The following is a 17,792-nucleotide window of genomic DNA, read 5'->3' as shown; positions in this document are numbered from 1 at the left end:
TTTTTATGCTGACAAGTTTTATGGTTACTTCATTTGGCTTAACACTAACACTGGCTTGTCGTCGCTGTTAAGTAAGGTAAGTCGGCCTTGCACTAATTTTGCTTTGGTAACTAATGGCATAGCTTGCATCACTTTGTGCTCTTGCTGCATTAGGGCATCCACACAGGCTTTCATTGTGCTACCGGCAGGAGATAGCTTAAGCTCTTCGCCTTGCTGAGTATATTGACCGAAAAAGTTATTGCAGCTGTTGTTGCCATGTAATTTACCTTCGGCCTCAAAGGTGATTTGCGCTGGGCTGTAATCGATAGTCGGTTGGCCTTGGACCATTTCAATGTGCCAGCGGCCTTCTAATGGAATGGTATCATTTGGGGCTATATCGGCACTTTGGCAGGCGGTGATGCCTAAGAGTAATGCACCTAAGATGAATGTTTGTTTTAACATCGTTGCGGTTCCTTTTTCCATGATTATGGCCATAGTGTGACAAGTTTTTCGTAAGATCTAAAGGGGTTTATATGACAGGCTCATTTAAAAGTACTCTGAATTTGTTGAAGTTTTTACATTGGTTAGGTGTATTGATGCTAGTTTGTGGACTTGGGTTTTATATGTTGACGCAATGGAGTCTAGAGATAAGCGGCATGTTATTGATCTCAAGTCTGATTGGTTTAGGGTTGGTCTTAATGTCGCCCTATCCTGTGGTGCTGTTTATACAATGGGCGAAGCGCCAAGATGAGCATTCCAAGTAATTTTGTACTGCCTAATTAAGCTTAAATTTCATTAAATCAAAGCTCTGCCGAATCTGCGGCGGGATTATCGTATAAGCTTGAGTCAATGGCGGGTTCTACTGGCGTGTCTGCGGCTTGTGGTACAGGTGGGCGCATTGAATCAAGTTTACCCCGTGCTAGTTCCATCATAGGTGCAAGTTTGGCGCTGGATTCTGGGGTAAAAAAACTGTAACTCACATCGAGTTTTAGCTGATGGTTTTGTTGTTCTAGCTGTTTTTCCACCCGCTTCATAATATGTAGAACATCCCGTTCACCATCCACAAAAGCAAGTACCACAAATTGAGTGCTGTTGTAATGGGCGGCAACGTCAGCGGTTCTTATCGTATCTTGGATTAACTTGCCTAACAGTCTGTGGTGATTATTTTCGAGTGGTATTGGTGTGTTATCCGTGCTCAGTAATTCAAAGAAGATGATACCTGCATGGGCGCCAAAGCGGCGGCCTAAATTGAGCTGTCTTGGCGCCATCATCAAGAAGCCGTAATGGTTGAGCATGCCCGTTTCTTGATCGCGCATCGAAAGGGATTCAATTCTATGGTTCTGACACAGAAGGGATAATTCCTGTTGCAGTAAAATCTGAAATGGTTCGAGCATAGCGGCATTGACCAGTGGCTCTGTTATATGCGGGTTGAGTACACACAGGGCACCAAATTGGCTACCATCCGGCCAAGCGATAGGGCGCGAGAGAATGTGCTGAATGCCATCAAAATCCCTTGGTAAATCCTCTAACATAAAGCTGCCGAGGTTTTGATATAAACCATCAGGTTGGCTGTTTTGTATCTGTTTGAAGAGTTCGAGTGCTGGTGGATATAAAGTGCCTGCGGTAAATTGCGGTGTTTCAGTGATTGAACTGACAATGATCTCAAACCCTGCACTGATTTTTTGGAATATGAAAACCGTGTTGGCGTTGTAATAGCTTTTGATGAGCTCACATTGGTGCATCCAGCGTGTCAGATTCACTTGTTGATTATCGGTATCAAGTAAACTCAAGTTGGGATTAATGGTTTCTGGCAACATACAAACGCCTAACTATGGCTAAATATCCATTAAGTTTGGGAAATAAAAGGATATTTAGCAAATCAAAGCCCTAAATATTGCCTTGTTCTTGCTGTGCCTATTAACCCAACCGAGTATACTGGCGGGCTGAAATTGGGCCCAAAGCCGAAATAATGCTGTGAGAACACTGTGAAAATTAGACTAGCCTTACCTCAAGATGTTGATTTATTAGCGATGCTAGAGAAAAAACATCTTAATGATGAATTAGCTTCCGCCAGTATGGGGTTACAAGGGCAAGCTTTTTCCCACAGTGAATTGAGCGAATTAGTGCAGCACCATTGGGTCGTGGTGGCGCAGGTTGAGCAGCAGATCGTCGGTTACGTGATTGCAGGCCGTTGGGGATTTTTCGAACATTGGCCCATTTACCGCACTTTGTTGAATCGTTTGGGGCAACTCGATTGGGATGGACCTAAATTAACTAAGGTCAATTCTTGCCAATACGGGCCGATATGGGTGCAGCAAGCCTACCGTGGGCAAGGGATTTTCGAGGCATTAGTCCGTGAAATTCGTCGCCAAGTTGCTCCGCATTTTAGCTATATGTTGACCTTTATTGCTGAAGATAATGAACGTTCCTTTGCCGCTCACTCGGGTAAAGCGCACATGCAGGTTGTGGATTTTTTCACCGTTTCTGCAAGGGATTATTATTTAATGGCGGCAAAGACCCAAGCTTAGTTGTTCGATGATAGAAATTAAGGATTCAATCTCTACTGTGTAAATAACCCGAGTTCAGGTTAAATAACGGAGATAAATACATGAATGTACAATTTGTTGAGTCATTATTAGCGACTTATGCCAAGGTCAATTTATCGGCTTGGGACAGCTTGAGGTTAGTCTTATCTGAATGCGCTCACTATGAGTATGAGGCGAGGGGATTTGAAGTCGAGTTTTTATCTGACTTAGGTGCATTGCAACATTATTGGGTACAAGTGGGAGATATTTGGCTCGATTGTGGCCGAATCAATGCCTATTCGGCGACGATAACGCAACTGAGCGATGCGCAAGTCAGCCGCGCGAATACAAAAAAGGCGTTGGAGTGCGCCATTTTATCCCAAGAGCAGATCGGTCTACTCTGCATGCAAAATGCCCATTTCGATCATTGCTGAGTGTGTTAATTCAGTCCGTTTCTCAATCGCTTTTTTGATCAATACTTCTTCATCAGAAAGATGCGCTGAGGGTCAGTGGTGACAGTGCCTATGATCTCAAACCCTTGTTTTTCATAAAACACAGGTGCTTGAATCGATAAGGTATCCACTTGAGCTACCAAGCAACCCCGCTGTTTCGCCTCAGCTTCGGCAAGTGCCATCAGTTTATGCCCAAGCCCAGTGCCTCTGGTTTGGTCATCAACCCAGACAACATTGATTAAGAAGTTTTTATAGATAGTCCGGCCACTCACACCACCAATCAACTTGCCAGCTTCATCACGTGCAATGACAGTCAAAGGTACTGATTTCTCGGGTCCTAAGAGCCCAGCATTATATTGCCGAACGCCGTCTACCAGCGCATCCACAATCGCGGTATTTTCTTCACTAATAACTTCAAAGTTCATGTCAAAAACTCTTTCTTGAATGTGATTACTTTATAAACGTAAATGTTATTTCTGTTGCATTCAACTTTTGATTGATCTCACTAATGTTAATCATTATCATTCGCGAAATCATTTATGGGTTACATTTGTAAACTAAGTTTACTAAACAGGAGAGGTTTATGTTATTTCGTCAAACTTGCTTGGCAGTTGCCATTACCGCTGTATTTGCGGGTAATTTTGTCCAAGCCGAAGAGGCTCCCGACAGAAAAATGGAAGTTATGGTTGTTACTGCCTCTGGATATGAACAGAAATTGGTTGATGCACCTGCCAGTATTTCTGTTATCACCCAAGAAGATTTGATGATAAAACCTTATACCACTCTCCTAGATGCAGTGCGTGACTTGGAAGGGGTTGATATTGGTGAAACCCGTGATAAAACAGGGCAAGGTACCATCAGTCTACGCGGTATGGGATCTGACTATACCTTAATCCTTGTCGATGGTAAGCGTCAGAATAACCATGGTGATATTTATCCAAACAGTTTTGGTGGCAATCAATTTGGTCATGTACCACCACTTGATGCTATTGATCGAATTGAAGTTATTCGTGGGCCAGCATCAACGTTATACGGTGCAGATGCTCTAGGTGGTGTGGTGAACATCATCACTAAAAAAGTGGGCGACGAATGGTCTGGCTCTATCACTCACAGCCGAACTCATCAAACCAATGATGCCTATGGCGAAGATATCACTACCGATTTCAGCGTGATGGGTCCCCTCATTAAAGGCGTTCTTGGGTTATCTATTCATGGCAGTATTTATGATCGAATGGGGTCTACACCAGAGTATGCACCAGTAGATTATCCCAATGGAGAAGTACGCACTCGTTCACTCGGTTTTGGTGGTGGCGGTAAAACCGTCGATAACGAAAATCATATGTTAGGTGGGAGTTTAAGTTGGACACTAAATGAACATCACAAAATTTGGTTTGATTTAGATTCCTCATCTCAAGATTATGATAATACGCCACTGATCAATGATAACGGTGAACGAGAGTATCCGCTTGGTACTGTTGATAATATCGATAGTCTCTGGATTGCCAGTAACTTCTGCAAAGGCGGCGTAGGTTCCCGTGAGGCTGCTTGTCTAGCCAGTGGTGGTGAATGGGCAAGACGCTCAAATCCACGAGCGGGTTACAGCGAGACTCAAAAATTTACCCGTGATGCTTGGGCGTTAACCCATGAAGGTGCTTGGGATTTTGGTACAAGCTTTGTGTCACTATCCTATGTCGACACACAAAATAATGGCCGCACACTGCCATTTACCACTGCTGAGCGAGTATTACTACTGCAGATGATTGATGGTAAAGGGGATTACACCGGCATGACTGAAGCCGAACGTAAAGCGATTGCTGAATCCACTTTCTTGCCTAGACCTAAACGCGAAATGGCAAGTAATCAATATACGCTTGATATGAAACTCGATATTCCATTTGAAGCTGCTGGAAATCATGTCGCAGTGACGGGCGCACAGGTGATTCGTGGTGAGTTGAAAGACGGTGTATTTGGTATGGAAGAAGGTACGCCGGGTGCAGTACAAGAACATAATATGTGGTCTGTTTTTGCTGAAGATACATGGAGCATGACTTCTGATTTATCTGTTACTGCGGGTTTACGTCATGATGATCATGAAATATTTGGCAACCAACTCAGCCCACGTCTATACGGTGTTTACACCATTAATAATGAGTGGACAGTAAAAGGTGGGGTGAGCACAGGTTTTAAAACACCTAAAACCACACAATTGTATGATGGTGTCGTTGGCTTTGGTGGCCAAGGAACCTCACCGCAATTTGGTAACCCAGATCTCGAAGCTGAAACCAGTGTGTCCAGCGAAGTCGCCCTGTATTGGTCTCATCCCGATGGCCATAATTTTAACGCCACTATCTTTAAAAATGACTTTGACGATAAGATTGCTTCACAACCCTGTGGTAAAGGTACGAGCATAGAATGTTCCGATGCGGGTGAATATGCTGATTTAGGTTATGCAGTCAGTAGCAAAACAGTCAACATAGATAAAGTTACTATTCAAGGTGCTGAGCTCGCGGGACGTTGGGAAATTCTAGATGCCTTAACGTTAAATGCTAATTATACCTACACAGATAGCGAGCAGAAAAGCGGTGCAGAGCAAGGCCGTCCACTCGGCAACAGTGCCAAGCATATGGCAAACGCGACATTAAAATGGGAGTTGACCGACTCATTTAACGTATTCTTGACCTCAGAATACCGTGCTAAACGTTATCGCTCTTGGGATATCATTAATGATGCTGCACTCTACTATAAGGGTTATAACGTGTTCCATCTTGGTGGTTCTTATCAGGCGAGTGAGTTTGTCACCTTCAACATGCGAGTAAATAACTTGTTTGATAAAGATTTTACTTCATACGATATTGTCTTCACCGAATGTAGTGACACTAGCACAACTTGTGTCTCTGACGATAATGGCCAAAACGGATACACAGCATCTTACGTTGATGATTTCAATAACAAAGATAAGGCCCGTAACTTCTGGGTTGGTATGAATGTACGTTTCTAAACTAATACTCTGTGCATTAGTTATTATTTGATATTCATGGGCGATAGATAAAAATGAGAGTTACCCGTTTGATAAAAGTATCCACTACCAATTAAACAATAGGGTAACTCTCATTACTCATTACTCATTACTCAGTGCACCTGCACTGTGCTGGTGAGTCCGCACTATCGAGCCATCAATAAAGACCCATTCCGTGTCGGCCATTTTCGCTAAAGCTTTGAATAAATAGGCCTGAATGTCTTTTTAGACCATAAATAAAACCGTCTAAAGACCGTACTCCAATGGCTCAACTCTTTTGGTAAATCTTGCCAAGGGATACCTGTTAGAAGGTGGTAAAGAATGCCTTCGAATGTTTGTCTATGTTCAGGTTTATCATAAACACGGCCTGTGCTTTTCATTAAATTAAATAGTGTTTCCCAGCGTGCATTGGGTAGCATCAGTATTGGCATGCTGCCTAAAAATCATCCTCGAAAGCTCAATAGACCCTAGATGAAGTCAGAAAAATTAAAGGTGCTAGCGTATAAGGCTACAGAATGAGCCATTGTCCGTTTGGATAAGTACCAATATAACCAAAGGGTATTCTTCCACAGAGATACCAAGATAGGCGTTCATTCGTAAAGGCTGAAAGTTTAACGTCAGCTAGGAGCAGTGTTGCGAGCGTATTAGCGTCATCGGATGTCAGCGCGCATATTTCTGCAACGGGAATAATTTTCCAAGTGGAGAGGTAAGCTGACTTAGAAATTTCATCGACTTCGCTGTCAGAAATCCAAGCATGTACATCATTTACTACTGCCTTTGTTTTTAACGAATTTGCCAAGTCATGATCAGTTACACACAGGCTTTCATATTGGATTTCGTAAGGTGTTTCAAAAAAGGCTTCAGGATCGGATTCAAGAAAAGCGGCGATCTCCTCTAATGTACCGTATGTCTTTGCTGTTTCCTCTGGCAGACCTACGTTGGCTGCCCATGCACAAGATTGAAGTTGCTGTAATAAGATGGCGTTATCGGTCATGGGGTCTGTGCACTCTAATGGTCTGTGTATATGCTGCTTTTATTTTGCCATATTTGTAATCTAACTAAATGTCAGACATAAAAAAACCGCTGGGTAGCGGTTTTTCATGGGTCTTAAGTGTAAAAATTGAAATGAATTAAGACTATAGACCCGCGTCAGCGCGCAATATTTCGGCTTTATCAGTCGCTTCCCATGGGAATTCGCTGCGACCAAAGTGGCCATAAGCGGCGGTCGCTTGATAAATTGGACGTGCTAAATCTAGCATGGCCGTTAAACCGTATGGGCGCAGTTCAAAGTGTTGACGTACTAACTTGATCAGCACTTCTTCAGACACCTTACCTGTACCGAAGGTCTCGATGCTGATAGAGGTAGGCTCTGCCACACCAATAGCGTAAGACACTTGGATTTCACAGCGATCAGCAAGACCTGCTGCAACTATGTTTTTTGCTACATAACGGGCAGCATATGCCGCGCTACGATCCACTTTTGATGGATCTTTACCAGAGAATGCGCCACCACCATGACGGGCCATGCCGCCGTAAGTGTCAACGATGATCTTACGACCCGTTAAGCCACAATCACCTACTGGACCACCGATAACAAAACGGCCAGTTGGGTTGATAAAGAACTTAGTATCTTTGTTTAACCATTGAGCTGGTAATACTGGCTTGATGATGGTTTCCATCACACCTTCAATTAAGTCGGCTTGTGAAACGTCATCTCTGTGTTGAGTCGATAACACAACTGCATCGATACCGACAATTTTGCCATCATCATAGGCAAAAGTGACTTGGCTTTTCGCATCTGGGCGTAACCAAGGTAGCGTGCCATTTTTACGGACTTCAGACTGACGTTTCACTAATGCGTGGGCATAGGTGATAGGTGCAGGCATCAGAATGTCGGTTTCGTTGTTGGCATAGCCAAACATTAACCCTTGATCGCCAGCACCTTGCTCTGCAGGGTCTGCGCGGTCTACACCTTGATTAATGTCGGGTGATTGCTTACCAATGGCGTTTAATACTGCGCACGAGTCTGCATCAAACCCCATATCTGAATGGGTATAACCAATTTCACGCACCGTTTTACGGGTGATTTCTTCAATATCAACCCAGGCAGAGGTAGTGACTTCACCACCTACTAATACCATGCCGGTTTTGACATAAGTTTCACACGCTACGCGTGCTTTTGGATCTTGAGCCAGAATTGCATCTAGCACAGCATCAGAAATCTGATCTGCAATCTTATCGGGATGACCTTCTGAGACCGACTCAGAAGTAAACAAGTGCTTTGCCATAGTAGGAAAATCTCGTCGTTAGCATTCAAACGTGTAGAAGCATCTACATCTAGACGGCTATTTTAGTTTAAATCCGATTGCCGATCACCCCCGATAATAAAAAATCCTCTCAGATTGTGACCTGAAAACGACTACGCTCAGTCATAAATAGGTTATTTTTCTTATATTTCATAGTATTAAGTTTGCTATGTTTTTGAGAAATTTATTTCTCCATTACAAGTGATCCTTGCTATGTCCTCTCAAGTAAACGCCAGCAAAGTGACAGGGTTGTTTCTGCGACTTATATACTCAAGCTACCTGAATCCTGCATCTTCAGGTTGTTTGGGTACATATTCGGCCATCTTTTGCTGAGTGAATGGCAATTTTAGTTTGCGTCACACTGGCATGTAGGGGAAAATATGCATCCAAATTGCCCGCTAGACCCCACAAACAAGCAGGAGAGAGCATGTCTTCCCGTAAAGTACTCGCAAACGCAATCCGTGCGTTAAGTATGGATGCAGTTCAAAAAGCAAATTCAGGCCATCCCGGCGCCCCAATGGGTATGGCAGATATTGCTGAAGTGCTGTGGAATGATTTCCTTAAGCACAACCCGAACAATCCGAAATGGGTAGATAGAGATCGTTTTATCCTCTCTAACGGTCACGGTTCAATGCTGATCTACTCTTTACTTCACCTGACTGGTTATGAATTACCAATTGAAGAGCTAAAACAGTTCCGTCAATTGCATTCTAAAACACCGGGTCACCCAGAATACGGTTACACCCCAGGTGTTGAAACCACAACGGGTCCACTCGGTGCGGGCATCAGCAACGCTGTCGGTATGGCGATTGCTGAGAAAACCTTAGCGGCACAGTTTAACCGTGATGGTCACGATATCGTTGATCACTATACTTACTGCTTCCTCGGCGATGGCTGTTTGATGGAAGGTATTTCCCACGAAGCCTGTTCATTAGCCGGTACTTTAGGTTTAGGTAAACTGGTCGCATTTTGGGATGACAACGGTATTTCTATCGATGGCCATGTTGAAGGCTGGTTCACCGATGATACGCCAAAGCGTTTTGAAGCTTACGGCTGGCATGTGATTGCCGGTGTTGATGGTCACGATAGCGCGGCAATCCGTGCTGCTATCGAAGCGGCGAAAGCGGTGACTGATAAACCAACCATGATTTGCTGCAAAACCATTATCGGTTTTGGTTCACCTAACAAATCAGGCAGCCACGATTGCCACGGCGCACCACTAGGCGATGCGGAAATCGCAGCAGCCCGTGAATTCCTTGGCTGGCCACATGCACCATTTGAAATCCCTGCTGACGTTTATGCGGGTTGGGATGCCAAAGAAGCCGGTGCTGCCCGTGAAGCAGCGTGGAACGAGAAGTTTGCAGCTTATCGCGCAGCTCACCCAGAACTGGCTGCTGAATATGAGCGTCGCGTTCTGAAAGGTGAATTACCGGCTGATTTCGAAGAAAAAGCGCAGGCATTCGTGCAAGCATCACAGGACAAAGCCGAAGGTATTGCGAGCCGTAAAGCCTCACAAAATGCCATCGGTGCATTTGGCGCTATGTTGCCTGAACTGTTAGGCGGCTCTGCTGACTTAGCGGGTTCTAACTTGACACTGTGGTCAGGTTCTAAAGGTATTCAAGACGATCCAGCTGGTAACTACATTTACTACGGCGTGCGTGAATTCGGCATGAGCGGCATTATGAACGGTGCTTCGCTGCATGGTGGTTTCATCAACTACGGCGCAACTTTCATGATGTTCATGGAATATGCTCGTAACGCAGTGCGTATGTCGGCGCTGATGGGTATTCAAAACATCTTCGTTTATACCCATGACTCTATCGGTCAAGGTGAAGATGGCCCAACGCATCAACCAGTTGAGCAATTAGCTAACCTGCGTATGACGCCAAATATGGCCGTATGGCGTCCATGTGATGCGGCAGAAACGGCAGTTTCTTGGAAAGCTGCGATTGAGCGCCGTAATGCACCTACGTCACTGATCTTCAGCCGTCAAAACCTGAAAGCTCAAGCGCGTACCGCTGAGCAATTAGCTAATGTGGCTAAAGGTGCTTATGTACTGCAAGACTGTGCGGGTACACCAGAACTGATCCTGATCGCAACTGGTAGCGAAGTACAATTGGCAATGGATGCAGCCGCTGCACTGACTGAGCAAGGTAAACACGTTCGCGTAGTTTCTATGCCATCGACGACTGAGTTCGATAAGCAAGATGCTGCTTATAAAGAATCTGTATTACCACGTGCTGTGACTAAACGTGTGGCTATTGAAGCGGCGCATACCGATTTCTGGTACAAGTACGTCGGGTTTGAAGGCACAGTTGTTGGCATGACCACTTTTGGTGAGTCAGCGCCGGGTAACGTGCTATTGAATCACTTCGGTTTCACCGTTGAAAATGTGCTGAATGCTGCAAAATCATTGGGCTAATCGCTCAAGGGATTAGATTCAATACAAAAGGTTAAACTTTTTAAGTGTTAATCTGTATAATGCGGCCTGCAATCGTTTGCAGGCCGTTTTTGTATTAAGAGGAAATTGAGACCTCAATGATCCGAGTCGCTATCAATGGTTATGGCCGTATCGGCCGCTCTATTCTCCGAGCTTTATATGAGTCTGGAAAACGGCAGCAAATGCAGATTGTCGCGATTAATGAATTAGCTAAACCTGAAGCCATTATTCATCTGACCCAGTACGACACAACCCACGGTCGGTTTGCGCATAAAGTGAAGCTCGTCGATGATCACATGCTGATTGGCGACGATGCGATAAAAATTCTCCACGAGCCCGATCCGGCAAAACTCCCTTGGCACGAGATGGACATAGATATTGTCTATGAAGCCACAGGCGTATTAGTCGATCGTCAAAGCTGCGAAGCCCATATTCACGCCGGCGCTAAACAAGTGCTGATAAGTCATCCATCCTCAGCCGATGTCGATGGCACGATTGTCTATGGTGTAAACCACGATTTACTCCGCGCCGAACACACAGTCGTTTCCAACGCTTCTTGCACCACTAACTGTATCGTGCCTGTGATCGATGTGCTCGATCGCCACTTTGGCGTTAAAAGCGGTGCCATTACCACTATCCATTCGGCGATGAACGATCAGCAAGTGATTGATGCTTACCATGATGATTTGCGTCGAACCCGCGCTGCTGGTCAATCGATTATTCCTGTCGACACTAAGCTTGCCCGCGGTATTGAGCGGATCTTGCCGCACATGAAAAATAAGTTTGAAGCGATTTCGGTGCGCGTGCCCACCATCAACGTGACCGCCATCGATTTGTCCGTGACCTTAGAAAAAACCGTCGATATTGCCACAGTCAATCAGGTGCTTGAATCAGCCGCCAATGGGCGATTTAACGGCATCTTAGGCTATACTGATGAGCCCTTAGTCTCATGTGATTTCAACCATGATCCGCGCTCCAGTATTGTTGACGGTACCCAGACCCGCGTGAGCGCCGGTCAGTTGGTTAAGTTACTCCTGTGGTGCGATAACGAGTGGGGTTTTGCCAATCGTATGTTAGATACGAGTTTGGCGATGATCGCGGCCAAGCGAGGCTGATAAAAGTAGATTATTCACTTGTGGGTCACTGAATTTATGCCAATTCGACGGGATGTCGAGCGCCGAGCGGCAGTCAATTCATACCGGCTATGTGTGAAACAGTTTGTTTTTTGATTATAAAAGGAAGCGTTACCATGGCAATTATCAATATGTCAGATCTGGATCTACAAGGTAAGCGCGTGCTTATCCGCGAAGATCTCAATGTCCCTGTCAGCAATGGCGTCGTCACCAGTGATGCACGTCTGCGCGCCTCTCTACCAACTATCGAGTTGGCCCTTGAAAAAGGTGCGGCTGTGATGGTGATGTCGCATTTAGGTCGTCCGAGCGAAGGCGAATACAATGCTGAATATTCTATGCAACCTGTGGTCGATTATTTGGCAAAGGCCCTGTCTTGTCCTGTGCGTCTAGCGACCGACTATTTAGATGGCGTTGACGTTGCCGTGGGTGAAGTGGTTGTGTTCGAAAACGTGCGTTTCAACGTGGGTGAAGGTAAGAACAACGAAGCCTTATCGAAAAAAATGGCGGCGCTGTGTGATGTCTATGTGATGGACGCCTTCGGTACTGCACATCGTGCCCAAGCATCGACTCATGGCGTGGGCATGTTTGCCCCAATCGCTTGTGCCGGTCCATTACTGGCACAAGAATTAGATGCCTTAGGCAAGGCATTAGATAATCCTGCGCGTCCTATGGTGGCGATTGTCGGTGGCTCTAAAGTGTCGACTAAGCTGACCGTGCTAGAAAGTCTTTCAGGCATAGTCGATCAGTTAGTGGTTGGCGGCGGTATTGCCAATACTTTCATTGCGGCGGCGGGCTACAATGTCGGTAAATCGCTGTATGAAGCGGATTTGATCGACGAAGCTAAGCGTTTAGTGGCTAATGCTAAGAGCCGTGGCGCCGATATTCCTGTGCCGACCGATGTGGTCGTTGCGGGCGAGTTTAGCCCAACAGCAGCGGCAACTTTAAAATCGGTTAGCGAAGTCGCTGATGGCGAAATGATTTTCGATATTGGTCCAGATAGCGCTGAAGCACTGGCTAAAATCATCGAATCTGCTGGCACTATCGTGTGGAACGGCCCTGTGGGCGTGTTCGAATTCGACCAATTCGGTGAAGGTACTAAGCGTATCGCCCAAGCGATTGCTGATTCAAAAGCGTTCTCTATCGCAGGCGGTGGTGACACTTTGGCTGCGGTTGATAAGTACGGTATTGCCGATAAAGTGTCTTACATTTCGACTGGCGGCGGTGCTTTCCTCGAGTTCCTCGAAGGTAAAGAATTACCGGCTGTGGCTATGTTAGAAAAGCGCGGCGCTTAATATTAAGTTTTAAAAAACGCGGCGCATAAGACGCCGCGATAAGCTCTGATAACATCAAAGCTTTGATAAAAGTAAAAAATTATAAAAAAACCGCCCGTATTCATCTAAGGTACTTAATTTAAGTTGTTTATTTAAGGTACAGAGTTGAATGCGGGTATAAAAATCCATCCAAACGATAGCGACCTCGGTGATAGATATCACCCTATTATTGGAGTTAAAAAATGGCGTTAATTTCCCTACGACAACTACTTGATCACGCAGCAGAACATGGATACGGTGTGCCTGCGTTTAACGTTAACAACTTAGAGCAGATGCGTGCCATCATGCAGGCCGCTGAAGCAACAGACAGCCCTGTGATAGTGCAAGCTTCTGCTGGCGCGCGTAAATACGCTCGCCCACAGTTCTTAAAATATTTGATGGCAGCGGCTCTTGAGCAGTACCCAGATATTCCAGTGTGTATTCACCAAGACCACGGTACCGATCCTGATATTTGTCAGCGTTCTATCCAATTAGGCATGTCATCCGTCATGATGGACGGCTCTTTGATGGCTGACGGCAAAACGCCTGCATCGTACGAGTACAACGTTGATGTTACCCGTCGTACAGTGGCATTTGCCCATGCGTGTGGTGTGTCAGTTGAAGGTGAAATCGGCTGTTTAGGCAGCTTAGAAACTGGCCAAGCTGGCGAAGAAGATGGTGTTGGTGCATCAGGTATTTTAAGTCACGATCAAATGCTGACTAGCCCTGAAGAAGCGGCGCGTTTCGTTGCCGATACTCATGTTGATGCACTCGCGATTGCTATCGGTACTAGCCATGGTGCATATAAGTTCAGTCGTAAACCGACGGGCGATGTACTGCGTATCGACCGCATCAAAGAAATTCATGCGCGTATTCCTAACACTCACTTAGTGATGCACGGTTCATCTTCTGTGCCACAAGAGTGGCTAAAGATCATCAACCAATATGGTGGTCAGATCCCAGAAACCTACGGTGTGCCATTAGAAGAAATCGTAGAAGGTATCAAACACGGTGTACGTAAAGTCAACATTGATACCGACTTACGTTTAGCATCAACGGGTGCTGTTCGTAAATTCTTAGCTGAACACCCAAGTGAATTTGATCCACGTAAATTCCTGAAAGCATCAATGGAAGCCATGGCCGATATCTGTACGGTTCGCTATGAAGCTTTCGGCTGTGCAGGTCAAGCATCTAAGATTAAGCCATTGTCTTTACAAGCAATGTATAAAGCGTATCAGTCTGGCGCGTTAGATCCTAAGATCAATATGTAAGCGTTATCGCTGAGATAAAAACCCGCTAAAGCGGGTTTTTTTATACTTAAAATAGCTGCAATTTTCATTTTTTAATCGTAAATGTTAATATCGCGCAGATTTTTAGGGGAAAATACTAACCCTTATTAATATGTGCTTATTCAGCATCGCTGGGACGAACAGATATTTATAGGGATTGGATTTAACGGAACAGGAACGGATAAACATGAAGAAAGTACTGACCGCAGCACTATTAATGACTGCACCTTTTATGGCGACAGCTGGGGCCGATTTTGTAAAAGGCGATGAGACATTCGCAGGTGAAGCTGAGCTTGGTGCAACCTTAACCACAGGTAACACTGAAACCTCATCATTCAAAGGACGTTTAAATCTTAAGCATGAGCTTGGCGATTGGGAGAATCAGTACTTACTCGAAGGTTTATATAAAGAGGATACAGGTTCTGTTACCGCTAAACGCTATTTAGCGGGCGCACAAGGTAACTACAAGATGACAGATCGTAGCTACTTGTTTGCTAATGGTAATTATGAAGTTGATCCGTTCACAGGTTATGATTACACGCTATCTGGCGCAGCGGGTTATGGTTATAGATTCTATGATACTAGTAAGACCTTTTTAGATGTCGAAGTCGGTCCAGGTTATATCTATCAGCGTCTTGATACAGAACAAGCACTTATCGAAGGCCATGACACCAATGACAGCGTCGTTGCTCACGGTGTGATCAACTTTGAAACCGAAATCACTGATACCTCTAAATTCCAACAACGTTTCGTTGCCGATTACGGTGATAAGCTCGATGCCCGTTCTGAAACTTCGTTAACGGCGAATATTATCGGCGCATTAGCAATGAAGTTTGCCATTATTGTGCGCTACAACAGCGAGCCGTTGGATAATAAGAAAAGTACAGATACAGAAACCAATATGACCTTGTTATATTCTTTCTAATGCTGTGACACTGATTTAGAAACTAAAAAGCACCTTTGAGGTGCTTTTTTATTGGCTCTTTTTAGACTAAGTTAAATGTTTCTTTATTAGTTATCGCTGTAGTTATACAAAAATTAATGTTTTAAACGCCTTTGGTTATAGGGTAATGCATAGAAAGTTGCGTTTTATCAACATTTACTATGCCGAAGCTATGGTAATTTTCGACTAATTTCCTACGTAGAGACGAACTTTAATGAAATTACAGCGGTTGTTTAAAGGCAGTGGAATGGCGTTCTGGAGTCTATTCTGCGTTGCAATATTGAGCGGATTCTCACCTGCAGCATGGGCTATGACAGAAGGGATAGAACGGCTTAATTTAACCGCCTCGAGTGTGGGTTATGTTGCCGTCTTTGTGTTTGTACTTGCATACATAATGGTGATGGCTGAGGAATCGTTACATTTACGCAAGTCGAAACCTGTGCTGGTCGCGGCAGGGATTATCTGGGGCATGATAGGTTTTGTGTATGTACAAAATGGTATGTCTGAAGTGTCGGAAGCGGCATTCAAACATAACTTGCTTGAATATGCAGAGCTTTTACTCTTCTTACTCGTGGCAATGACTTATATCAATGCTATGGAAGAGCGAAATTTGTTTGATGCCATTCGTGGTTGGCTTGTTGGCCGTGGGTTTAGTCTAAGAACCGTATTTTGGTTGACGGGGTTTATGGCGTTCTTTATCTCACCCGTGGCAGATAATTTAACGACTGCACTATTGATGTGTGCCGTGGTGATGAAAGTGGGGGCAGGGCAACGCAAGTTTATCACCCTAGCCTGTATCAACATTGTTGTTGCGGCTAATGCGGGTGGCGCGTTTAGCCCGTTTGGTGATATCACGACCTTAATGGTGTGGCAAAAAGGATTAGTGCACTTTAGCGATTTCTTCCATCTGTTTATTCCTGCTTTAGTGAACTTTGCATTACCCGCTGCCATTATGAGTGTGTTTATTCCACATTTCGTGCCAGAGCCAGAAAAAGAGCATGTTTATACTAAGCCGGGTGCTAAGCGAATTGTTGCGTTGTTTTTACTCACAATCGCTACGGCAGTGTGTGCTCATTCCTTCTTAGGTATGCCGCCTGTATTGGGTATGATGACGGGATTAGGTTTCTTACAATTCTTTGGTTTTTATCTGCGTAAAACCTTCAATCGTTCCGTTGCCCGCGAACGTGCAAAGGCTGAATTGCGTCAGGACGAGCAGCGTCTGCAGCAACTTGGTAGTGTGGTGCCATTTGATGTATTCAGTCGGATCTCCCGCGCTGAATGGGATACCCTGTTGTTCTTTTATGGCGTAGTGCTATGTGTGGGTGGCCTTGGCTTTATGGGGTACTTGAGCTTAGTATCTGAGGCTTTGTATTCCAATTGGGATACGACCTATGCCAACGTGGCTATCGGTCTGTTGTCTTCGGTTGTTGATAATATTCCGGTGATGTTTGCTGTGTTGACGATGAACCCTGAGATGGCCTTAGGCCAATGGTTACTGGTAACGTTAACCGCAGGAGTTGGGGGCAGTTTATTGTCAATTGGCAGTGCTGCAGGGGTCGCGTTAATGGGACAAGCTAGGGGGATTTACACCTTTGGTGCCCATTTGCGTTGGACACCTGTCATTGCGCTGGGTTATATCGCGAGCATTTTAGTACATATGTGGCTCAATGCTGCGATGTTCTAAATAAAAGTACTGCTCATTCACCTTTTGGACTGTATTGACGTTTGTGAGTCGTTTTGTAGCGGATAATATCGCGAATTATTTAGCGAACAACATTGATCTAACAAAATTCAATCGCATAACGTCTAGATATCAATGAATAAAATAGAGGCATCCGATGGATGCCTCTATTTGTTTGGATATGTCATTGGAAGGATTATTGCGGTAGCACTTGAATTAAATCCAGCTCGTTATTGGCTTTTGCGCCGTAGATCTGAATCGCGACTTTAATTTGTGCCACTGAACCACTTGGATCCTGCTGAGCCCAATCTAAGCCTGCTATCTCAAATTGGTATTGACCGCTTGTGACTTCGGTTAATTTACCGCTGCATTCTCCAAGACTTTGGCAACGATAATTTTGGGTAACATGCCAGTGTTTCCATGCCTTCGGATTCGAGGATTCCTTGGCTTTGTCGGGGAACCCAAAATAGTAAATATCATAGGTTTTCGCTGCAGTGATCGCTTCTTGTTGCGCATTCGTCAGTGAAAATTGAATTGTCCCTGTACTCGAGTCAAATTGCTCAAGCTTGAGATTTATTTGCGTTGCTTCATCAATGTTTACTGCATTTTCGACGGGAGGTGGCTGCGGCGTTTCAGGCTCAGTGTTATTGCTGTCACTGCCACATCCTACGAGCATTAATGTCGCGAGGGTCAATGTGAGTAATGGGTATTTCATCAC

Annotated in this window: 16 protein-coding genes and 1 pseudogene; 10 read left to right on the top strand and 7 right to left on the bottom strand. The window is 44.9% G+C overall.

The features are described 5' to 3' along the window. Positions 1-24: 24 nt before the first annotated feature. Positions 25-441, bottom strand: a complete 417-nt coding sequence (locus KO531_RS03125) for an META domain-containing protein (RefSeq protein WP_113939802.1) — start codon at positions 439-441, stop codon at positions 25-27. Between the two features lie 71 nt (positions 442-512). On the opposite strand from KO531_RS03125, the gene KO531_RS03120 reads away from it, so the two are divergent. Next, entirely contained in the window at positions 513-743 is a 231-nt protein-coding gene (locus KO531_RS03120; RefSeq protein WP_028759411.1) for a hypothetical protein, read from the top strand. Positions 744-779: 36 nt separating this feature from the next. Here KO531_RS03120 and KO531_RS03115 read toward each other — a convergent pair whose 3' ends face one another. Then, positions 780-1,796, bottom strand: a complete 1,017-nt coding sequence (locus KO531_RS03115) for a GGDEF domain-containing protein (protein WP_168824842.1) — start codon at positions 1,794-1,796, stop codon at positions 780-782. A 168-nt stretch (positions 1,797-1,964) separates the two neighbouring features. Between KO531_RS03115 and KO531_RS03110 the strand changes: the two genes are divergently transcribed. Together KO531_RS03110 and KO531_RS03105 are read left to right on the top strand one after the other, a co-directional pair. After that, entirely contained in the window at positions 1,965-2,507 is a 543-nt protein-coding gene (locus KO531_RS03110) for a GNAT family N-acetyltransferase (protein WP_168824844.1), read from the top strand. A gap of 80 nt (positions 2,508-2,587) precedes the next feature. Then, the gene (locus KO531_RS03105) at positions 2,588-2,938 is read left to right on the top strand and encodes a hypothetical protein (RefSeq protein ID WP_198572835.1); all 351 of its coding nucleotides are present in this window, start codon (positions 2,588-2,590) and stop codon (positions 2,936-2,938) included. Positions 2,939-2,976: 38 nt separating this feature from the next. Here KO531_RS03105 and KO531_RS03100 read toward each other — a convergent pair whose 3' ends face one another. Beyond that, positions 2,977-3,381: a GNAT family N-acetyltransferase gene (locus KO531_RS03100; protein WP_198572834.1), complete on the bottom strand. Its 405-nt coding sequence runs from the start codon at positions 3,379-3,381 to the stop codon at positions 2,977-2,979. Between the two features lie 158 nt (positions 3,382-3,539). Between KO531_RS03100 and KO531_RS03095 the strand changes: the two genes are divergently transcribed. After that, entirely contained in the window at positions 3,540-5,954 is a 2,415-nt protein-coding gene (locus KO531_RS03095) for a TonB-dependent receptor (protein ID WP_198572833.1), read from the top strand. A 123-nt stretch (positions 5,955-6,077) separates the two neighbouring features. Here KO531_RS03095 and KO531_RS03090 read toward each other — a convergent pair. The 3 genes and pseudogenes from KO531_RS03090 to metK form a co-directional block, all read right to left on the bottom strand. Continuing rightward, positions 6,078-6,403 (bottom strand): annotated as a pseudogene (locus tag KO531_RS03090) (transposase); the annotation flags it as partial. 77 nt (positions 6,404-6,480) lie between these two features. Beyond that, complete coding sequence (locus KO531_RS03085) at positions 6,481-6,966, bottom strand: hypothetical protein (RefSeq protein ID WP_198572832.1); 486 nt, start codon at positions 6,964-6,966, stop codon at positions 6,481-6,483. A 142-nt stretch (positions 6,967-7,108) separates the two neighbouring features. Further along, positions 7,109-8,260 (bottom strand): methionine adenosyltransferase, encoded by a 1,152-nt coding sequence (gene metK / locus KO531_RS03080; protein ID WP_028761631.1) that lies wholly within the window; start codon positions 8,258-8,260, stop codon positions 7,109-7,111. Between the two features lie 445 nt (positions 8,261-8,705). Here metK and tkt point away from each other — a divergent pair, with 445 nt between their 5' ends. The 6 genes from tkt to nhaD all read left to right on the top strand — a co-directional run bounded on the left by tkt (position 8,706) and on the right by nhaD (position 17,077). Next, positions 8,706-10,700: a transketolase gene (tkt, locus tag KO531_RS03075; RefSeq protein ID WP_028761630.1), complete on the top strand. Its 1,995-nt coding sequence runs from the start codon at positions 8,706-8,708 to the stop codon at positions 10,698-10,700. 116 nt (positions 10,701-10,816) lie between these two features. After that, complete coding sequence (gene epd / locus KO531_RS03070; RefSeq protein ID WP_105250098.1) at positions 10,817-11,833, top strand: erythrose-4-phosphate dehydrogenase; 1,017 nt, start codon at positions 10,817-10,819, stop codon at positions 11,831-11,833. A 134-nt stretch (positions 11,834-11,967) separates the two neighbouring features. Then, positions 11,968-13,143, top strand: coding sequence for a phosphoglycerate kinase (locus KO531_RS03065; protein WP_198572831.1), 1,176 nt, complete (start codon positions 11,968-11,970; stop codon positions 13,141-13,143). A 221-nt stretch (positions 13,144-13,364) separates the two neighbouring features. Next, complete coding sequence (gene fba / locus KO531_RS03060) at positions 13,365-14,432, top strand: class II fructose-bisphosphate aldolase (RefSeq protein ID WP_028761627.1); 1,068 nt, start codon at positions 13,365-13,367, stop codon at positions 14,430-14,432. Positions 14,433-14,637: 205 nt separating this feature from the next. After that, positions 14,638-15,375: a DUF481 domain-containing protein gene (locus KO531_RS03055; protein WP_028761626.1), complete on the top strand. Its 738-nt coding sequence runs from the start codon at positions 14,638-14,640 to the stop codon at positions 15,373-15,375. A 232-nt stretch (positions 15,376-15,607) separates the two neighbouring features. After that, positions 15,608-17,077: a sodium:proton antiporter NhaD gene (nhaD, locus tag KO531_RS03050; RefSeq protein ID WP_105250095.1), complete on the top strand. Its 1,470-nt coding sequence runs from the start codon at positions 15,608-15,610 to the stop codon at positions 17,075-17,077. 193 nt (positions 17,078-17,270) lie between these two features. Here the strand turns inward: nhaD and KO531_RS03045 are convergent, their stop codons facing one another. Further along, a complete protein-coding gene (locus KO531_RS03045) occupies positions 17,271-17,789 on the bottom strand; it encodes a hypothetical protein (protein WP_173497322.1) in 519 nt (172 codons plus the stop codon). Between the last annotated feature and the right edge of the window lie 3 nt (positions 17,790-17,792).

This window comes from Shewanella sp. NKUCC06_TVS, from assembly GCF_019345515.1.
GTDB classification, from domain to species: Bacteria; Pseudomonadota; Gammaproteobacteria; order Enterobacterales; family Shewanellaceae; genus Shewanella; species Shewanella oncorhynchi.
This window is presented reverse-complemented; position numbering and strand designations above follow the sequence as displayed.